Origin of the sequence: Mangrovibacter plantisponsor (assembly GCF_003182475.1) — a bacterium.
GTDB lineage: Bacteria > Pseudomonadota > Gammaproteobacteria > Enterobacterales > Enterobacteriaceae > Mangrovibacter > Mangrovibacter plantisponsor.
The window spans coordinates 301686-321645 of record NZ_QGTS01000005.1 but is presented as its reverse complement, the minus strand read 5'-3'; the positions used below and the strand labels follow the sequence as shown (position 1 = coordinate 321645).

The 19960-nt window shown below is 49.9% G+C and carries 12 protein-coding genes and 1 pseudogene; 5 read left to right on the top strand and 8 right to left on the bottom strand.

Annotation, left to right across the window (positions count from 1 at the left end):
* Positions 1-59: 59 nt before the first annotated feature.
* Together aguA and aguB are read right to left on the bottom strand one after the other, a co-directional pair.
* Entirely contained in the window at positions 60-1142 is a 1083-nt protein-coding gene (gene aguA, locus DES37_RS10200; protein WP_110025715.1) for an agmatine deiminase, read from the bottom strand.
* A gap of 3 nt (positions 1143-1145) precedes the next feature.
* Positions 1146-2030, bottom strand: coding sequence for an N-carbamoylputrescine amidase (aguB, locus tag DES37_RS10195; RefSeq protein ID WP_110025714.1), 885 nt, complete (start codon positions 2028-2030; stop codon positions 1146-1148).
* A gap of 592 nt (positions 2031-2622) precedes the next feature.
* Between aguB and adhP the strand changes: the two genes are divergently transcribed.
* The 3 genes from adhP (at position 2623) to DES37_RS10180 (ending at position 7572) form a co-directional block, all read left to right on the top strand.
* Entirely contained in the window at positions 2623-3636 is a 1014-nt protein-coding gene (adhP, locus tag DES37_RS10190) for an alcohol dehydrogenase AdhP (protein WP_036111495.1), read from the top strand.
* Positions 3637-4107: 471 nt separating this feature from the next.
* Complete coding sequence (locus DES37_RS10185; protein ID WP_245930038.1) at positions 4108-5919, top strand: methyl-accepting chemotaxis protein; 1812 nt, start codon at positions 4108-4110, stop codon at positions 5917-5919.
* Between the two features lie 165 nt (positions 5920-6084).
* Positions 6085-7572, top strand: a complete 1488-nt coding sequence (locus DES37_RS10180) for a SulP family inorganic anion transporter (protein WP_110025712.1) — start codon at positions 6085-6087, stop codon at positions 7570-7572.
* A gap of 38 nt (positions 7573-7610) precedes the next feature.
* Here the strand turns inward: DES37_RS10180 and mgtE are convergent, their stop codons facing one another.
* From mgtE to ompC, 6 genes and pseudogenes are all read right to left on the bottom strand, one after another.
* Complete coding sequence (gene mgtE / locus DES37_RS10175; RefSeq protein WP_036111487.1) at positions 7611-9047, bottom strand: magnesium transporter; 1437 nt, start codon at positions 9045-9047, stop codon at positions 7611-7613.
* A 200-nt stretch (positions 9048-9247) separates the two neighbouring features.
* Positions 9248-10894, bottom strand: a complete 1647-nt coding sequence (locus DES37_RS10170; protein ID WP_110025711.1) for a multidrug ABC transporter permease/ATP-binding protein — start codon at positions 10892-10894, stop codon at positions 9248-9250.
* Positions 10895-10979: 85 nt separating this feature from the next.
* Positions 10980-11621 (bottom strand): DNA oxidative demethylase AlkB, encoded by a 642-nt coding sequence (alkB, locus tag DES37_RS10165; protein ID WP_036111482.1) that lies wholly within the window; start codon positions 11619-11621, stop codon positions 10980-10982.
* A pseudogene (gene ada / locus DES37_RS10160) lies at positions 11599-12713 on the bottom strand (bifunctional DNA-binding transcriptional regulator/O6-methylguanine-DNA methyltransferase Ada). The gene alkB and the pseudogene ada overlap by 23 nt, the downstream one beginning before the upstream one ends.
* A gap of 67 nt (positions 12714-12780) precedes the next feature.
* Positions 12781-13824 (bottom strand): FAD:protein FMN transferase ApbE, encoded by a 1044-nt coding sequence (gene apbE / locus DES37_RS10155; RefSeq protein ID WP_036111479.1) that lies wholly within the window; start codon positions 13822-13824, stop codon positions 12781-12783.
* A 236-nt stretch (positions 13825-14060) separates the two neighbouring features.
* Positions 14061-15185, bottom strand: coding sequence for a porin OmpC (gene ompC, locus DES37_RS10150; RefSeq protein ID WP_110025710.1), 1125 nt, complete (start codon positions 15183-15185; stop codon positions 14061-14063).
* A 987-nt stretch (positions 15186-16172) separates the two neighbouring features.
* Between ompC and rcsD the strand changes: the two genes are divergently transcribed.
* Both rcsD and rcsB read left to right on the top strand, forming a co-directional pair.
* Positions 16173-18827 carry a phosphotransferase RcsD gene (gene rcsD, locus DES37_RS10145; RefSeq protein ID WP_110025709.1) on the top strand — a complete coding sequence of 885 codons (2655 nt, stop codon included), beginning with the start codon at positions 16173-16175 and terminating at the stop codon, positions 18825-18827.
* A gap of 16 nt (positions 18828-18843) precedes the next feature.
* Entirely contained in the window at positions 18844-19494 is a 651-nt protein-coding gene (gene rcsB, locus DES37_RS10140) for a response regulator transcription factor RcsB (RefSeq protein WP_036111472.1), read from the top strand.
* Positions 19495-19960: the final 466 nt, after the last annotated feature.

The following is a 19960-nucleotide window of genomic DNA, read 5'->3' as shown; positions in this document are numbered from 1 at the left end:
AATAAAACGCCGCCAGTGGCAAAACCTGGCGGCGTTTTTTATTTCAGGAATAAGGCAAATCAGGCGGGTATTTGCTGAGTGATGCAGTGAATGTTACCGCCACCCAATAAAATTTCCCGTGCTGGTACACCGGTTACCAGGTAGCCCGGATACATCTCATGGAACAGTGCCTGCGCTACATCATCTGTTCTGGCATCCAGCAATGGGTAAATAATTTGCTGGTTGCTTATCAGGTAGTTCACATAAGAGCCAGCGAGGCGATTTCCCTGCTGGCGCTCAATGGCGCTTCCGCAATGAACACTGGCTGTTTCTTCTTCGCTGGCAAATAACGGGCCGGGAGCCGGCAATTTCCAGACTTTCAGTTTACGGCCACGGGCATCCGTCGCCTGTTCAAGCACGGCCAGTGCTGCCTGAGAGCGGGCATACTGCGGGTCCTGTTCGTCATCTGTCCAGTGCAGTGCCACTTCACCCGGGCGCACAAAACAGCACATGTTATCGATATGGCCATCGGTCTCATCATTAAACACGCCATCTGGCAGCCAAATGAAACGCTCAACACCCAGGTAGTCACGTAAATGCTGTTCAATTTCAGCTTGCGACAAATGCGGGTTACGGTTCGGGTTGAGCAGGCACTCGGCGGTGGTCAGCAATGTGCCTTCGCCATCAACATGAATAGATCCCCCTTCCAGTACCAACGAAGTTGGGTAACCGGCAAAACCATGATATTGCAGCGCCTGGCTGGCAACGGCCTGGTCTTTATCCCAGGGTGCATACAGGCCGCCCTGCTCGCCGCCCCAAGCATTGAAAGCCCAGTCCACACCGCGCCGTTCACCTGCGTTGTTGACGACAATAGTTGGCCCGGTATCACGCATCCAGGCATCATCACTTTCCATTTCTACCAGCGTAACACCAGCAGGCATAGTGGCCTGTGCTTTGCCAAGCTCACTGGCAGGCACAGCCATAAACACGGGTGTAGTTTGTGCAATAGCACCAGCGACTGCGGCAAAAGCCTGCTGCGCTGGCTTACCTTCATTGCGCCAGTTGTCTGTGCGGTATGGCCAAATCATCCACACTGCCTGTTGTGGAGCCCACTCGGCAGGCATCATAAACCCATCACCACGGGGCGTTGTCATCTCAGACATAGCTTATCTCCGGGTTGTGCCATCAGAAGTGGCAATCGCGCTGTACATTTCCGGGCGGCGGTCGCGGAACAGCCCCCAGGATGCACGTTGTGCAGCAATGGCGTCGAGGTCAAAGGTATGCACCAGTATGGACTCGTCCGTTTTATTTGCCTGTTTAACCAGTTCACCTGTCTGGTCAGCAATAAAAGAAGAACCATAGAATGTCATTTCCAGGCCTTCTATATATTTACTGGCTTCTGTACCAATACGGTTGGAAGCAATAACCGGAACCAGGTTTGCTGCAGCATGGCCTTGTTGAACACGAGTCCAGTGCGGCTGGCTGTCGATTTCCGGGTAAGCAGGTTCAGAACCAATTGCAGTTGGGTAGAAAATAACTTCTGCGCCCTGCAATGCAAGGCTACGAGCGGTTTCAGGGAACCACTGGTCCCAGCAAATCCCCACACCCACTTTGGCATAACGCGTATTCCACACTTTAAAACCCGTGTCACCAGGAATGAAAAATTGTTTTTCCTGGTAAGCCGGGCCATTAGGAATATGAGTTTTACGGTAAATGTCCATCACCGTGCCATCGGCATCAATCATGACCAGTGAGTTGTAATAGGCGTTGTTCGCTTTTTCGAAGAAGCTCAGTGGCAGCACCACTTCCAGCTCTTTTGCCAGTGCAGAAAAATGGCTAATTAGCGGGCTGTTCGCAACATCCTGCGCCAGCGCGTAATGTTCCGGGCTTTGATCAATGCAAAAGTAAGGCGCTGCGAAGAGTTCCTGAATCAGGATAATTTGCGCCCCCTGGGCATGGGCTTCACGCACCAGTCGCTCAGCATTGGCAATGTTGTTGTCCAGTTCCCAGCTACAGGCCATTTGAGTGGCAGCGACAGTTACATTTCTCATTAAAAAATCTCCTGATGTTAGAGAGTGGTGCTTACCAGGCTGCTTTTGTCCCACAGCCTGCACCTGGTGCAGCATTTGCCCACCAGGCGATAAAAATTCTGTTCAATAGTAGCAGACTCCCCGGGCAGGCCGAAAACATTGCCATTGCGCGCAGAAGTTATGTGCCTCTTTTAAACGCAAACCAGCGGTATTCAGCACGGGCTGCAAGGGGTGAGACACTATACGGATCCCGGCTCTCAGACTCAATCTGTCCCGTGGCAAATTCTGATGCATTGCCGTTTCACAACGCACTCCAATGGCACACATACTCAAGAACCGCTAAACAATAACCGCTACCCTCACACAGAATGTTGTTTATTTGTTACAAGCCAGATTGCTTACCTTATCTACAATCAGGCGTGAGAAATTTTTCCAATAGCACGAATAGATAATTTATCACTATGATTTAATAAATTTTTTCCATTCGAATAAACTTTATCGAAATGATACCGTAGAATTAATAATTGATTTGGAATTATTCCGAATCAATACATCTGGGCAAATGTTATCCAGATGCTAAAAATGAAAGGCCATCTATAGTCAAGGAGTGCAAATGAAAGCAGCCGTTGTGAACAGTCATCACCATGTTGATGTCGTCGATAAAAAACTTCGCCCACTGGAACATGGCGAAGCGTTACTGTCGATGGAATGTTGTGGGGTTTGCCACACCGACTTGCATGTAAAGAATGGCGACTTCGGAGACAAAACCGGGGTTATTCTTGGTCATGAAGGGATTGGGGTAGTCAAACAAATTGGGCCGGGTGTCAGTTCACTGAAAGTGGGCGACCGTGCAAGTGTTGCGTGGTTTTTTGAAGGCTGCGGGCACTGTGAATACTGCACCAGTGGTAACGAAACGCTGTGCCGTAACGTGAAGAATGCAGGCTATACCGTTGATGGCGGCATGGCAGAAGAGTGCATTGTAGTGGCAGACTATGCGGTGAAAGTACCCGATGGTCTGGATTCTGCGGCAGCAAGCAGCGTGACCTGCGCCGGTGTGACCACTTACAAAGCCGTGAAAGTATCAGACATCAAACCTGGCCAGTGGATTGCCATTTATGGTTTGGGTGGCCTGGGCAACCTTGCACTGCAGTATGCAAAAAATGTTTTCAACGCCAAAGTCATTGCGGTGGATGTAAACGATAACCAGCTGGCTTTCGCTAAAGAAATGGGCGCTGACCTGGTGATTAACTCCCGCACCGAAGACGCGGCGAAGTTCATTCAGGAAAAAACCGGTGGCGCGCATGCCGCAGTGGTTACAGCTGTGGCTAAAGCTGCTTTTAACTCCGCTGTTGATGCCGTCCGTGCCGGTGCCCGGGTGGTTGCAGTAGGTTTACCGCCAGAATCAATGAGCCTGGATATTCCTCGCCTGGTGCTGGATGGCATTCAGGTGGTCGGTTCACTGGTTGGCACACGTAAAGATCTTACTGAGGCGTTCCAGTTTGCCGCTGAAGGTAAAGTGGTTCCCAAAGTAACCCGCCGTCCCATCGAAGATATCAATACTATTTTTGAAGAAATGGAACAGGGAAAAATTCAGGGCCGTATGGTGATTGACTTCGGGCAGAAATAACCCCGATATAAATAAAGGCGCTGCGGCGCCTTTCAGATTGATGAAAAAGAAGGAAAAAGCGTGGTTTTTCCTTCTTTTTAGTTAGCAGCAGAAAATCAATAAATTGATTTTCCTGGTTTGTTATTGGGTGACATCCTCTCGTGCTGTGCGAACATGAGGTTTGTCATCAGACGCCTTTATTTTTGTGCAAATAGCAATGTATTAATGTCATTAATAAGTTAAGCGATAGTAATAATAAATTTAGCATTACTTAATTATTTTTCTATTAAAAATCATAATCTTGCAACTACCCCCTTGGGGTAATATTTTAGTAAAGTTCCCCCCGGTATACACCGATAACCTCTTTACGCTTGTAAAAAAATGAGGTTGCCACGTATGTTATGGATTTACCGAATCTCAATAAGAAATAAGCTGTTACTGGTATTATTACCTTTAGTTTTGGCATTATTGGGCGTAGCTGGAAATGGGTTTATGGCCCATTACGCTGTCGAAAAGCAAATGAAAACCGTTGCTGAACTCACTCATATTGCCGCCACATTGGGTGACACAATACATGAACTCCAGAAAGAACGCGGCCTGAGTGCAGGCTACCTGGGCAGCAAGGGCCAGCAATTTCGTTCTGAGTTAACCACACAACAGCAACTCACTGACCAGGTGTTAAAAAAAGCCGAAAGCAGCCTGGCGCAGCTTGCTGAAGCTGAGCATTTAAGCAAACTGACTGAACTTGTTAACCAGTTTTCACAACAGCAGCAGACAATAAATACGTTGCGTAGTGGTGTCAGTAACTTATCCATCGCCACACCACAGGCGCTGGCCAGCTATACCAGGATGGTGAATATTCTGTTGGATATTGTCGGCAATATCAGCCACCTGCCCCAGCCAGGGGTAATTCTCAACGACCTGATGACCTATTACGCGCTATTAAACATCAAAGAACAGGCAGGCATTGAGCGCGCACTCCTCGCCAATACCTTTTCGGCAGGCAAATTTATGCCGGGCATGTTTCAACGTTTCAGTGAGGTTGTTGGGAAACAAACCGCGTGGATAACAGCCTACCAAACTTTCGCCACGCCAGATGACCTGAAACTCTGGCAGCAAACCGAAAACCAGCCCACAACCCAAAAAGCACTGGCGATGCGCCAGCAGGCGTTTACTCACGCTGCAGATAACCAGTTTGGTATTCAGGGGCCAGACTGGTTCGCAGCCCAGACTGAACGTATTAATTTGTTGAAAGACCTGGAAAATACCCTTGCCGGCCAGTTATCTGGCGATGCACAGCGTATTGCTGAAATTGCCCGTATTGACTGGATGGGCTACCTTGCCGCAACGGTATTCGCGCTGCTAGTTTCGCTGGGATTTGCGTTACTTATTAGCCGCACTATTGACCAGCAACTTAAAACAATCCTGCACAAAATTCACACCATGGGTAACGACCTCACCCAACGGTTACCTGTCCCTGGAACTGATGAACTTTCCCGTATCAGCATGGCCTGGAACGCGATGACCGATAATCTCCGGTCTACCGTCATGGAGATAAAGCAAGGTGCGGATGTACTGTTAAGTGCCAGCGATGATATTGCCCGGGGCAACCAGGATTTGGCACAACGGACCGATGAGCAGGCAGCTTCACTGGTAGAAACAGCGGCCAGCATGGAGCAGATATCCACCACTGTTAACCAAACCGCTGAAAGCGCCCGCCAGGCACAATTACTGACAACTGAAATGGAAAATGAAGTTCAGGAGGCAGACAGCATTGCAATTGAAGCCAGCCGCAGTATTGAGGCTGTGCGTGAGTCCAGCGAGCAAATTGCCCATATCATCAGCTCTATTGATGAAATATCCTTCCAGACAAATTTGCTGGCGCTGAACGCAGCCGTTGAAGCCGCACGGGCAGGTGAATTGGGTAAAGGCTTCGCGGTTGTTGCTGCCGAAGTTCGCAGCCTGTCCCAACGCTGTGCCCGGGAAGCCGCATCCATACGTGATCTGGTCACTGTGACCATGGGGAAAATTAACGAAGGTGTTGAAAAGGTAAATGCTTCTGGTGAAACCCTGCACCTTGCGGCCGCCAATACCAGCAGAATGCGGCAATATGTAACCGATATTGCCCACGCAGCCAGTGAGCAGTCTCTGGGCATTAAGCAAATTGATTTGGCTTTGCACCAGCTTGAACAGGTGACTCAGCAAAATGCCGCACGGGTTTCAGAGGCTGCCACAGCCAGCCAGACACTGAACCAACAGTCTGAAGCAATGACGTCACTGGTTGACCGTTTTACCCTGAATTAACCAGCCAGAGGATGGCAGCAACAGGCTGCCATCCTCGTTAAAAAAACGTAAAAACTGGTAAATTTCGGGTATTCGCTGTAGTATGCCCACCTTTCTCAGGCAGTGTTTGCCTGCCATCGCAGCCATTTCTGGCACCCCCGTAAAAACAACGAAACCTGCACAACAATGAAAACATTACCTGATAACCCGACAACGGCTGTGTCAGTTGCCGATGTCTTACGCTCACCAGGGCGTCTGTTTCGCGAATCTCTTGCCGGTGTGCTGACCGCACTGGCACTGATCCCTGAAGTTATCTCTTTTTCGGTGATTGCCGGGGTAGATCCTAAAGTAAGCCTGGTTGCTTCTATTGTGTTGTGCCTGTCCATGTCGGTACTGGGTGGGCGCCCGGCAATGGTTACAGCGGCTGCAGGTTCCGTCGCGCTGGTGATTGGGCCAATGGTGCGCGACCATGGTGTGGGCTATATCATGCCAGCGGTGATTCTTGCCGGTATTATCCAGATAATGTTCGGTACCCTGGGGCTGGCCCGAATGATGCGCTACATTCCCCGCTCGGTGATGACCGGTTTTGTTAATGCGTTAGGGATCCTGATTTTCTTCGCCCAGGTTCCCCATGTGTTAGGGCAAAGTACGCTGGTTTGGGCGCTGTTTGCCGCCACACTTGCCATTGTTATCTTGTTACCCAAGGTCTTCAGCGCGATTCCTGCACCGCTGGTAGCGGTGGTACTGGTTACCACAATATCTATTTCTATGGGCCTGGCTTTACCCGTTGTTGGCGATGAAGGCCCGATGCATGCAGGCCTGCCATCCATTAACAGCCTGATGGTTCCCCTGAACCTTGAAACACTGAAAATTATCTGGCCCTGTGCGCTGAGTGTTGCATTTGTTGGCCTGATGGAATCACTGCTCACCACGCGCCTGGTGGATGACCTGACAGATACACCGTCCAGTAAACGCCGGGAAAGCTGGGGACTGGGTGTCGCCAACATTTTTGCTGCATTTTATGGTGGTATAGCCGGTTGCGCCATGATTGGCCAGACCATTGTTAACGTTGAACTGGGCAAAGCCCGTACCCGGGTTTCCACTATTGCCGCCGGGTTGTTTCTGCTGCTAATGGTAACCGGGCTCAGTGAAATAATGGCGAAAATACCCATGGTGGTGCTGGCAGGCATCATGATGATTGTGGCCTACAAAACTGTTGACTGGCACAGCCTGCAGCCCAAAACTTTAGGCCGCATGCCACTGCCGGAAACCCTGGTGATGGTAGTGACGGTTATTACTACAGTCTGGACAGGTAACCTGGCAATCGGCGTGGTTGGCGGCGTTATCTTTGCCACCCTGTTGTTCGCCCGCCGAGTGGCCCATGTGATTCATGCAGAACGCCTGCTGGATGAAGCAAACCAGACAGTGCGTTACCAGGTACGTGGCCCACTGTTTTTCGCCAGCAGTAACGACTTGTTTGAACACTTCAACTACGCGGAAGACCCACAAAACGTGGTGATTGATTTAACCCATGCACAAATCTGGGATGCATCGACAGTCGCTGCACTGGATGCCATTGAACACCGTTACCAGAAGCATGGCTGCCAGGTTTCATTTGAAGGTCTGGATATGCGCAGCAGTGAATTCCACGCTCGCCTGTCAGGAAAGATTTAAGCGGTAATAACCGGGCGGGATCCTGCCCGGTTCTGGTGTTACAACAGGAAAATGGTCGCCAGGCCAAGGAAAATAAAAAAACCGCCGGTATCCGTAATAGCGGTGATCATTACACTGGACCCGACTGCAGGATCACGTCCCAGCCGATACATAGTCAACGGGATCAACACACCCATGATCGCCGCCACTAACAAGTTAAGCACCATAGCCAGCGTCATCACGCCACCCAGTTGCGGGTCCTGATACAAAAGCCAGGTCACCACGCCCATCAGGCCACCCCAAATCAGGCCATTGATCAGCGCCACACCCATTTCACGAAACAGCAAAAACATGAAGTTTGCCGGTTGAACCTGCTGCAAAGCCAGCGCCCGGACAATCATCGTGATAGTCTGGTTGCCGGTATTGCCGCCAATGCCCGCCACTATTGGCATCAGAGCGGCCAGAGCTACAAGCTGGGCAATCGTGTGTTCAAAGCCATCAATCACCCGGGAAGCGATAAACGCGGTACACAGGTTGATGGCAAGCCAGGCCCAACGGTTTTTTACCGCTTTGCCTACCGGGGCAAAGACATCTTCGCCACTACTTAAGCCCCCCATACGCCGCAGGTCTGAATCTGTTTCTTCGTAAACCACGTCAACGATTTCATCAATGGTCAGGCGCCCCATCAGTTTTCCCTGGGCATCCACAACTGCGGCACTGATGAGGTTATCACGTTCGAAGGTGCGGGCTGCCGCCTCGTCGTTATCCAGCGGAGAAAAGGTGGTTGGGTCAGACACCATGACATCACTAACCAGCGCCTTGGGCGAGTGCAGTAAAATACTGGTGACGCCCAGTTCCCCGGTAAGAATACGATCCCGGCCAACCACAAACAGTTTGTCAGTGTTTTCCGGCATTTTTCCCCGGCGGCGTAAATAGCGTTGTACGGTTTCCAGCGTGATATCAGAACGGATGGTGATCACTTCAAACTCCATGATCGCCCCAACGCTGTGTTTTTCGTACCCCATAACCTGGCGGACACGATCCCGTTCCTGGGCAGGTAGCGACGCCAGCAAACGGCCAGTAAGATCACGGGGAAGGTGTTGTACCAGATAGATCTGTTCGTCGATATCCAGTGTGCTGAGTGCGGTCATTAACGCCCGGTCACTCATTTCATCAATCAGGTCATCCCAGACACTGGCAGAGGCTTCAACCAGCACTTTACCGCGCTTTTGAACCGCTACCAGGTGCCATAAAGCATGGCGCTCTTCCGCCGGTAAACCTTCCAGGGTATCCGCCAGATCAGGTGCAGGCAGGCGGGCCACCAGCTGGTTCATTTCACTGATATCGTCATTTAACCGGCCCAGAGTATGCGGTTCACCCTGGGGGAGTTTGCCTAAAATGGCAGGCACCACCATTTTATTGGTGGAAAAGATAGATAAGATGCGCGCGCGGTCTTCAGCGCGATGCCGGGCGCTTTGATTGATAAGTAATGACATGAATAAAACCTTCCCTGCAGACAGTTATCACCACGTGCACTCCGGGCAAGTGGCTAAGGCATACCGCTGCAGGTTAACGTTTTCCCGTTATGCACTGCAACGACAGGCTATAGTGTAACAGGCCGCCCCTCTCACCCCTATAAACCCTTAACCTTTTCAGTAAAAAAAACCAGCCCGAAGACTGGTTTTTCGCAAAAAAATTAATTTGCGGTGCGGGCAACGGCATCGCGTGATGCCTGTTCCCGCTCGCTCCCGGTCAGCTCACTGAGCAGCCCCTGGCGCATTTCAAGCAAGCGATCAGCGTGAATAAAGTAGTGGTCATCGTGGCTGATGGCAAAAATGGTCTTCCCTTTTTCCTGAATTAAGGGCAGGAGAACCTGGTAAAACTCACGGCGAAAGTGCGGGTCCTGGTCTGCCGCCCACTCATCCAGCAAAATAATATCGCGCTGTTCCGCCAGTGCCAGCAATAAAGCCACCCGCTTTTTTTGCCCTTTTGAAAGGTTCAGGTTGTTGATTTTACCCTCGTCAATTTGCAGTTTACCTGCCATCTTCAGGCGCTGTAACCACTCGTCCACTAATGCCGGGTCAGCTGTTTCCCCCCGGGGTCCCAAAAGTGTCTCGAACAACCACACATCAGTGAACACTGCTGAAAAAAGTTGCCGGTAAGCATCCATATTGCTGTCATCAACCGGTTGTCCATCCAGCAAAATTGAGCCAGATACAGGCTGGTAAAGCCCGGTTAACAACATTGCCAGCGTGGATTTTCCGCTCCCATTGCCGCCAATCAAAAAAACCTTTTCCCCACGCTTCAGGGTGAGATTTATCGGCCCGACATGAAACTGGTTATCCGGGTAGTGGAACACCACATCCCGTAATTCCAGGGTTTGCCAGGGCTTGCTGGCTCCGGGGCGCGGGAACTCTGGCTGGTAATCAGCAAGGGAGAACTGTTTTAGTTTATTGAAGGCAACCTGAGCACTCAGCAACGTGGGTAATGCACCTACGGCAGAAAGCAGCGGAGTGCGCAAAAAGAGCAGTGTCAGTGAATATGTGGCGGCCACATTGGTATTGGCCCAGCCCAGGCTGTTCGCCATCCAGAAAACCAGACCAATAGCGCCCAGCATCATGATATTCGACCAGTTAACAGCACTGAGGTGGTAGGTGTCTGCACAGATAATATTTTTGCGGTAATGGACGGCGTCCGGCAGATAAATTTGTTGGTAAATATACTCGGCACGTTCCCGGTTAAGCGCCAGTTCTTTACGCCCTTCCAGCACTGTCTGGTAATCCTGATACAGCCGGTCTTCGGTTTCACGTAACACAGCCATATGGCGGTAAACCCGTGCAACCAGAACAAAACCACCCAAAATAGTCACCACCAGCCATACAGCAGTAATCAGCAACATTTTCGGCGATAGCCAGGCAAGCCATACGGCAGAACCCAGGGTTAAAATAATCCCCTGAACCAGTTCAGGCAGGCGCACAAAAGCAATGGTGATGTTGCGCACATCACTGGTCAGCCCGGCGAGTAACGAGGCACTACCCATGCTTTCAATACGTGCTATCGGGGTATCCAGCAAACGTTTAATAAATTCACCGCGCAGGCGGAAAACGAAATGGTGACCCAGTGTGGTTAACGCCAGTTGCGACCCCAGCGTCACCGCCATCAGTAACACCAGTAACCCCAGGAACTCAGGCAGCACACTCAAAGAGCGGTCTGCTACTTCGATAAGGCGCTGATTAATAAACGCGATTAAGCCGATTCCCAAAGCAGCACTGGCAAAACTGAGCGCCATAACACCAATAAATGGCCAGCGATATTGCCGCCAGACAACACGTAATAATTCCATAACCCCTCAAGCGCAACCCATTAACCAGCGGGCAGTTTAAACGGATCACCTTTCAGGGCAAGAATAATTCTTATTTTAATTCGCTTTAACAGGTTTTACGAAAGGTCAGATTGTAGCGTACAGCACCAGCATCCGGGTGAATGCCTTCTTTTAATGGCTGGACACCATGGTAAAACAACCGTGATGGTCCACCCCAGACCACAACATCCCCGTGTTCGAGTAACACCCGTTGAAGCGGAGACTGCCGGGTTGCGCCACCAAATTGAAATACGGCAGGTAACCCCAGAGATACCGACACGATAGGTGCTGTTCTGTCCTGTTCGTCTTTATCCTGGTGAAGTGAAAGCCGCGCGCCTGGCACATAACGGTTAACCAGGCAGGCATCCGGGTGAAAATCCGGGTAACCCGCTTCTTGTGCAGCCCGTTGCGCCAGCACACACAAATTAGCAGGCATAACCGGCCAGGGCTTGCCAGATAATGGGTCGTGCGTGGTATAGCGGTAGCCATGAGCATCACTGTGCCAGCCCTTTTCACCACAGTTGGTCATTGCGACTGACATCGCCAGGCCACCGGGGGTGACCAGGTGGCGAAAAGCCGCCTGTGATGCCACTGCCGCGATCGTTTCTAATAACGCTGAAGCCTCATGAAGGGCAAAGCGGTGGAGCACCACCGCACCTGGTAGCAGGTCAAAACGCCAGGGGAGTTCATCGGCGAATAAGCTCATCAACAGATTCCTCTTCCAGTAATGCATTCTGGTTCTGGTTACGTTCCTGAGCCAGTAATGCCGCCTTGCGGGCAACGCCCCAGCGGTAACCCGCCAGAAGTCCGTCATGGCGCACTACGCGGTGGCAGGGAATAATCAGTGCCAGTTTATTCGCCGCACAGGCACTGGCAACCGCCCGGAAAGCAGCAGGACGCCCCAATTCCGCCGCCACTTGCTGGTAAGTGCGGGTTTCACCATAAGGAATACGCTGTAGCTGCTGCCAGACTTGTTGCTGGAATACCGTGCCACGAATATCCAGTGGCAACTGAGCCAAAAGCGTATCGCCCTGAGATTGTGATTCAGCAAGCAGTGCCAGCGCCTTGCGAAGTAGCGAGTCCTGAGCCAGGTCTGCAGGCAGGCACTGCATTGCCGGGAACATACCATGCAGTTGAATCGCTAATTCAGTAGCCCGTTCCCCCAATAACACCGCGCAAATTCCCTGTTCGCTCCGGGCAACCAGGCAACGGCCAAATGGTGAATCTCCGGCAGCCCAGTACAAGACCTGGCGAGCACTTTGCTGGCGAAACTGCCGCCCGGTCATCCCCAGTGCAGTTGGTGCCTGTTGGTAATAAGGCGAGAACGAATTGAACCCGGCATCCAGCACAGCCTGAGTTACCGTTTTCCCTGCCACCAGGCCTTCCCGCAAACGTTGGGCACGCAGCGCTCGTTGCCATGCAGCAGGCGTTAACCCGGTAACCGATTTAAACTGGCGGTGAAAATGATATGGGCTGAGTGAGACGGCTCGGGCAACAGCCGCCAGAGAGAGGGCCTTGTCACTTTCAGACATCATTCGGCAGGCCAGCGTGACACGCTCAACCACCGGTGTTGTGTTGCATCATGCTTCGTTGGCTGGCAGCGCTTGCATGGCCGAAAGCCTTGTTCCTGCGCAGCACCCGCATCCGCGAAGAAACGCACATTTTCCCGCAGCGGGTGCCTTGCCGGGCAGGACGGGCGGCAAAAAATGCCCGTTGTAATGACTGCAAAAACAAATTGCCCGTCCTGCCGGGCATCCCGCACCTGTACTGCCTGCCAGCGTTGTTCATCATTAAGTTGCATAATCACGCCTCCTGTATTCAGTACAGTTTGCCGGATGGTCTACAGGATACCTGCTGTTTCTTGCTGTTTAATTTTTCTCACTTAACAAGAACGTTTTGAACTGCGGAGACATCCAGGTTTTAAAACCGTTACCCTCTTTATAAATAAGGTAGACCGCCAGACCTTCTTTCTCTGCTACTGCCTGCGCTTTTTCGGTACCGAGTACCATCAGGCCAGTATCCCAGCCATCTGCCTCCAGTGCCGTTGGGGAAATCACAGTCGCAGAAACCAGTTTATGCTGAATGGGGCGCCCGGTTGCCGGGTCTATCACATGGGAGATGCGTTTGCCATCCAGCTCGTAATAGTTACGGTAACTACCAGACGTACTGATACCATGACCGTTCAAATCAACCACCGCCTGAACGGCATTTTCCTGGTCAGTAGGTTTTTGAATAGCAACACGCCAGGGTTTGCCTTCCGCATTTGTGCCACGCGTCATCACCGCACCGCCGACAGAGACCAAATAACGCCCGATCCCTTCCTGCTCCATTAACCGTGCAAGGTGATCAGCGGCATACCCTTCCCCCACTGTTGAAAGATCGACATACAGATCAGGGATGTCTTTCTGGATCCACTGTTTGTCTGCACGGTTAATCACTGTCAGGTGTTGTAGCCCTGTTTTTGCCTTCGCGGCATCAATTTCCGCCTGTGTTGGCCACTTGACCGGTTGTTTATCTGGCCCAAACCCCCACAGATTTACTAATGGACCAACAGTAATGTCCATCGCTCCGTCTGTTTTCGCGCCAATACGCAACGCACCGGTAATGATATCTGCCATTGCTTCACTAACCGGCCAGGGTGCAGTACTGGTGGACTGGTTGAATTTCGACAGCGCTGAATCCGGCTTCCAGGTAGAAAGCATCTGGTCATCGCCATCCAGTTGCGCCTGAATACGGGTGCGCAACTCAGTTCCCCGCTCCGGGTCCACACCCGCAAGGCTTACACGCCAGTAGGTACCCATGGTTTTGCCTTCCAGCACCAGGGCCTGTGAAGAATCAATCCGGCTGCTTTCATCGCAACCACTCAGTAGCAGTGCCCCAGCAAGCAAACCGCAACTCAAAATCGTCCGCATTTGATTATCTCCTTTTAAACCCGCGCAAGAGTACAACAAAACAGGCTTCAGCGGGTTAAACATCAGGGCAATACAGAGCAAAAAGCATCAGCAGTTAAATGCAAAAAAGGTAAACAGGTATTGAGATGAATGGCATAAGTGCCAGTTGGCGCAGGCAGTGAAGCAGATACGAATTTTACTTATGGCGTAAAAAAAGGAGCCATCAGGCTCCTTTTATCATTCAGCATAACAGGGTATTAGAACTGGTAAACTGCACCCAGGCCTACGATGTTATCAGTGCTGGTGCCAGATGCTCTGGTGAAGTCATTGTCATCCAGCAGGTTGATTTTGTAATCAACATAGGTAGAGAAGTTTTTGTTGAAGAAGTAGGTAGTACCTACATCAATGTATTTCAGCAGGTCCTGGTCACCGTAGTTGGTAGTACCATTGGTGATGTCTTTACCGCGAGACTGCAGGTAAGCAATGGAAGGACGCAGGCCGAAGTCGAACTGGTACTGAGCAACCACTTCGAAGTTCTGTGCTTTGTTAGCAAAACCATACGCATCAGAGCTTGAATCACCGCCGAAACGGGTTGCGTTATAAGTCTGGGTATACTGTGCTGCCAGGTAGATGTTGTTAGCATCATATTTCAGGCCGCCAGTATAAGCTTCTGCGCGGTCACCGTTACCGTAGATACCAGCCATATCGTTCTGGTCAGCAGTACGTTTGGAGGTTGCCATCGCGCCACCCAGGCTGAAACCAGCACCGAGATCATAAGTTGCAGACATTGCGAAACCGTCACCATTCTGGTTCAGTACAGAACGACCACCGGATACACCGTCTTCACCACTTACGCTACCGTTTTTACCCTGGTACTGCAGGGCAAAATCCAGGCCGTCAACCAGGCCGAAGAAATCACTGTTACGGTAAGTCAGCAGGCCATTAGCACGCTGCATCATGAAGTTATCAGAACCGTAGGTATCGCCACCGAATTCAGGCAGGACGTCGGTCCAGGATGCGACATCGTAGATAGCGCCGTAGTTACGACCATAATCCAGAGAACCCGCATCGCCCACTTTTAAACCCGCGAATGCTACACGAGTCCATGCATTATTAGTGGATTCATCAGTGTTACCCTGTACCTGATATTCCCACTGGCCGTAACCGGTCAGTTGGTCATTAATTTGGGTTTCACCTTTGAAGCCCAGACGGATATAGGTCTGGTCGCCATCTTTGCTGCTGTCTTTGGAGAAGTAATGCAGGCCGTCAACTTTACCGTACAGATCTAATTTGTTGCCATCTTTATTATAGATTTCAGCCGCGTGAGCTGCGCCTGCTGCCAGCATAGCCGGAACCAGCAGAGCCAGTACTTTAGCTTTCATGTTATTACCCTCTGTTATTTGCCTTTATTTATTATTGCCACTGCATACTGATTACGGAACCAGTCGGCAGATGCCATTGTCTTAAACCAATACAGATTAATCCAATGGGATTTTGATACTAAAACTTTTGTGGTGTTTCATTATACTTTTCATATGTAACAAATTGTAAATATCAGGGAACTTTTTTTAGCACCAATAGATAAAAATATTCGCACTAAAAATCAAAAAATATTTCATATTCAATAAAATCAAATACTTAAATTAAATACCAATCGCCGCACTGAATGTTAAACACACCGTCTTAATTCATCCTAGAATTATCAACGCTATCATCATTAACTTTATTTATTACCGTCATTCAGTTCTGAATGTCTGTTTACCCCAATTTCTTGCCGAATGTCTTACATTCGGCTTTTTTTTTGCCTCAGCCAAACGATGCCATCGATTGATAATTAACATTAAAAATTGTAACGACTATTAACTATTTACCCCCATTATTAGACAAAGCGAATTTCATCAACTATACTTTTCTTATCTTTTTGTGCTTTTAATTATCACCTCAACATTATCCCTTCTTACCAGCCACAATCTTTCGGATAATTCCTTACCGCAATAAAGTAAAAAATGAGGTTTATCTGATGGTTATTTTTGCTACGACAGGCAAGGTATTGCGCATGTTCAATTGGCCGCATACCTGTGCGTGTTGGCATATTGCGCTATACAATGAGTAGAAACGATATTCCGCAGCAGCAACCAGTAATGGCATCATCACGTAACCTGGCTGCCTGGGTAAAAACGGCCTGAGTGCAGTTTTGCATACTCCAGCCAGGCCTGGTTTAACCATGCTGGTGAGTGATGTGGTTGCAAAGACGAAATCCCTTGTACCACGGGAAGGCGGGATATGTGATGATACGCTTTTCAGCCTGGTTTCACGCTATTGCAGTGGCTGGTCTTCACTAACTGATAATAAAGAAATATTCAGAGGCTATGAACCCGAATAAGTTTTCCTTAAAACCAGGCAGCATATCGCGCTACTTCATCCTGTTGATCGTTGTGTTACTGGTTACGCTGGGCGTAACACTTCAGAGCGCGGTCAACACCTGGCTGAAGGACAAAAGCCTGCAGGTAGTGGATGTAGCTCAGTCCATGCACAAGCGCATTGAGACCTGGCGTTATGTTACCTGGCAAATTTATGACAATGTTGCAGCAGCCCCTGCCAGTGCCAGTAACGAAATTCAGGAAACCCGCCTGCGCCAGGATGTTTATTATCTGGAAAAACCACGGCGCAAAACCGAAGCGCTTATTTTTGGCTCACATGACAGCAGCACGCTCGCCATGACGCAAAGAATATCCAATTATCTGGATATTCTCTGGGGCGCTGAATCAGCTCCATGGTCAATGTATTATCTGAATGGCCAGGACAACAGTATGGTTCTGGTCTCCACGCTGCCATTAAAAGACTTAACCTCTGGTTTTAAAGAATCCAGTATCAGCAACATGGTCGATCAACGCCGGGCAGAAATGCTGCAACAGGCAAACGCACTGGACGAACGGGAAAGCTTTTCCGGTTTGCGGCAAATGGAGTGGCAAAACAACAATTACTTTACTGTGCGCACCACCTTTAACCAGCCGGGGCATCTGGCAACTGTGGTTGCCTTTGATATGCCGGTTAACGATTTACTCCCCGCCAACATGTCTGTGGATGACTTCCGCCTGGATAACGATGAACAGGCGCATTTAAAAACTACCAAGAACCAGTCTGAAGGACTGGTGAGTATTGGCTTCAACGGCGGGCATATTGAAATCTCAGTACCTGTTGTCACAACAGGCATGAAGCTGGTTTGGGAAGTACCTACCGGCACTATGATAATGGAGACATTGCAAAATGTTCTCCTGGGCGTGTTGCTAACTATTGGTCTGATTGCACTGGCTATTTTTGGTTTAATCACTTTCCGCCAGCAGCCTTCACGCCAGGCATCAGATAACTCACCTGCATCTAACGGGAAAGAATTACAGGCGCTCAGGGCGCTGAATGAAGAAATTCTGTCTGTCGTGCCACTGGGCATTCTGGTGCAGGATATTGAGAACAACCGTACAGTTATCAGTAATAAAATGGCCGATAACCTGCTGCCACACCTTAACCTGAAAAATATTATGTCCATGGCAGACCAGCACCAGGGCGTTATTCAGGCAACTGTGAATAATGAACTGTACGAAATCCGCCAGTACCGTAGCCAGATTGTTTCACGGGTACAGATTTTCATTATCCGCGACCAGGATAAAGAAATTCTGGTCACGAAGAAACTGCGCCAGGCACAGCGGCTGTATGAGAAAAACCAACAAGGCCGAAGTGCTTTTATGCAGCACATTTGCCATGCACTTAAAGGCCCTATTGACTCACTGGCAGAAAAAGCATCAGGGCTGCAAACCCCCGAGCACCTCGCGCTGGCCGACGACGCTGACCGCCTGGCTCACCTGGTGGATGAAATGCAGCTACTGAACTTGCTGGAAGATGACAACTGGAAAAGCAGCACTTCCTGTTTCTCCCTGCAGTCTTTGCTTGATGATGTTGTGCCTGCGATTTTACCAGTCATTAAGCGCAAGGGTTTGCAATTACTGGTTAACAACCCAATTCCTGCCACGGAAAACCGCCATGGTGACAGAGAAGCCCTGCACCGTATGCTACTGATGTTGTTGCATTATGCTGCCACCACAACTGAAATTGGCAAGATAACTCTGGATATTACTCAGGACGAAGGCATAGATGACGGGCTGATTTTCCGTATCACCGATACCGGGCGCGGAATCAGCGACGATGAAGTTGATAACCTGCACTTCCCGTTCCTTAACTCCACCACGGAAGACCGTTATGCACAGGCCAACGGCCTGACATTTTTCTTGTGTAACCAGTTAGCCCGTAAAATGGGTGGCAACCTGAGTATCAAGTCAAAAGATGAGCTGGGTACTCGCTATACCCTGCACCTGCGCCTGCCACAAGAAGGCAAACAAGCAGTACAGGAACAGGAAGAACGCCTGCTGGATGATGTTGTCGCTCTGGTGGATATTGCTTCACGTGATGTCCGTAACATTGTCACCAGGCAGTTAGAAAGCTGGGGTGCCGCCTGTGTTGCACCTGATGAGCAATCATCAAGTCAAGCATTTGATATATTTTTAACAGATAATCCGTCTAATCTTACTGCATCGGGCTTGCTTTTAAGCGATGATGAGAACGGTTTACGGAAAATCGGAAATGCCCGTTATCGTGTAAACTTCAATATGAGTAATGCAATGCAGGACGCAATACTTCAGCTTATTGAAGCGCAAATGGCTAATGACGATGCGCAAGAAAGTGGCTCAGGAGTGAGTGATGAAACTGCTCAACTTCATGCAAGTGGTTATTATGCGCTGTTTGTAGATACCGTGCCCGACGATGTAAAACGTCTGCAAAATGAGTCACAGGCAAACGACTTTTTAGCGCTGGCCCAAACGGCACACAGACTTAAAGGCGTATTTGCTATGCTGAATCTGGTACCAGGGAAACAGTTGTGTGAAACGCTGGAGCATCACATTCGTGAAAAAGATGCACCTGCCATAGAAAAATATATCAGTGATATTGATACTTACGTCAATAGCTTACTGTAAAAAGGTAACCTAAAACATGAACAATATGAACGTAATTATTGCCGATGACCATCCGATCGTTTTGTTCGGGATTCGCAAATCTCTGGAACAAATCGAGTGGGTTAATGTTGTTGGTGAATTCGAAGATTCCACAGCACTTATTAACAATCTTCCAAAGCTGGACGCGAATGTCCTGATTACTGACCTTTCCATGCCTGGGGATAAATACGGCGATGGGATTACGCTTATCAAATACATTAAGCGCCATTTCCCGTCAATTTCCATTATTGTACTGACGATGAACAATAACCCGGCCATTCTGAGTGCTGTGCTGGACCTGGATATTGAAGGTATTGTACTGAAGCAAGGGGCGCCAACAGACCTGCCTAAGGCTCTGGCTGCTTTACAGAAAGGCAAAAAATTCACACCGGAAAGTGTCTCCCGCTTACTGGAGAAAATCAGCGCAGGTGGGTATGGTGACAAACGCCTGTCACCCAAAGAGAGCGAAGTATTACGCCTGTTTGCTGAAGGCTTCCTGGTGACTGAGATTGCCAAAAAGCTTAACCGCAGTATCAAAACTATCAGTAGCCAGAAGAAATCAGCCATGATGAAACTGGGCGTGGATAACGATATTGCTCTGCTGAATTACTTGTCATCTGTGACATTAACACCAGCCGATAAAGAGTAAGTTTTTTTACTTCCCTCTTCACTAAAACAGCAGGGATCCCCTGCTGTTTTTCGTTGTACCTCCGCGCTGCTTTTCTCCCTTTCCCCGCCTGTAATCCCGCAGCAAAAAACATACAAAGACATACCAGGCACAGAACATACAGCCGCACCAGACCAGACAAAAATCCCCGCTAACTGAAGCGAGGGCCTGTTCGCGTAAGACCGGTGAACCGGAGAAAGGAAGACAAGGTTATTCCGCCCGGACGGCGGAATAAGGCGAACCGAGGCATGGATGCCGAGTCGAGCCGGCCGCAGGCTGACTGCCCGGAGGTGAACGCAGTGCGCAGCACCGGTCGCCAGCGAAAACGGGGATTGCAAAGGGGGCGAGCCCCCTTTCGCCCGTTCACGGGCTGTGCAGCCACACTAACCTCACCACAGCAAGTGAACGGAACCCTCTACACTGACACCACAGCAAGTGAACGGAACAG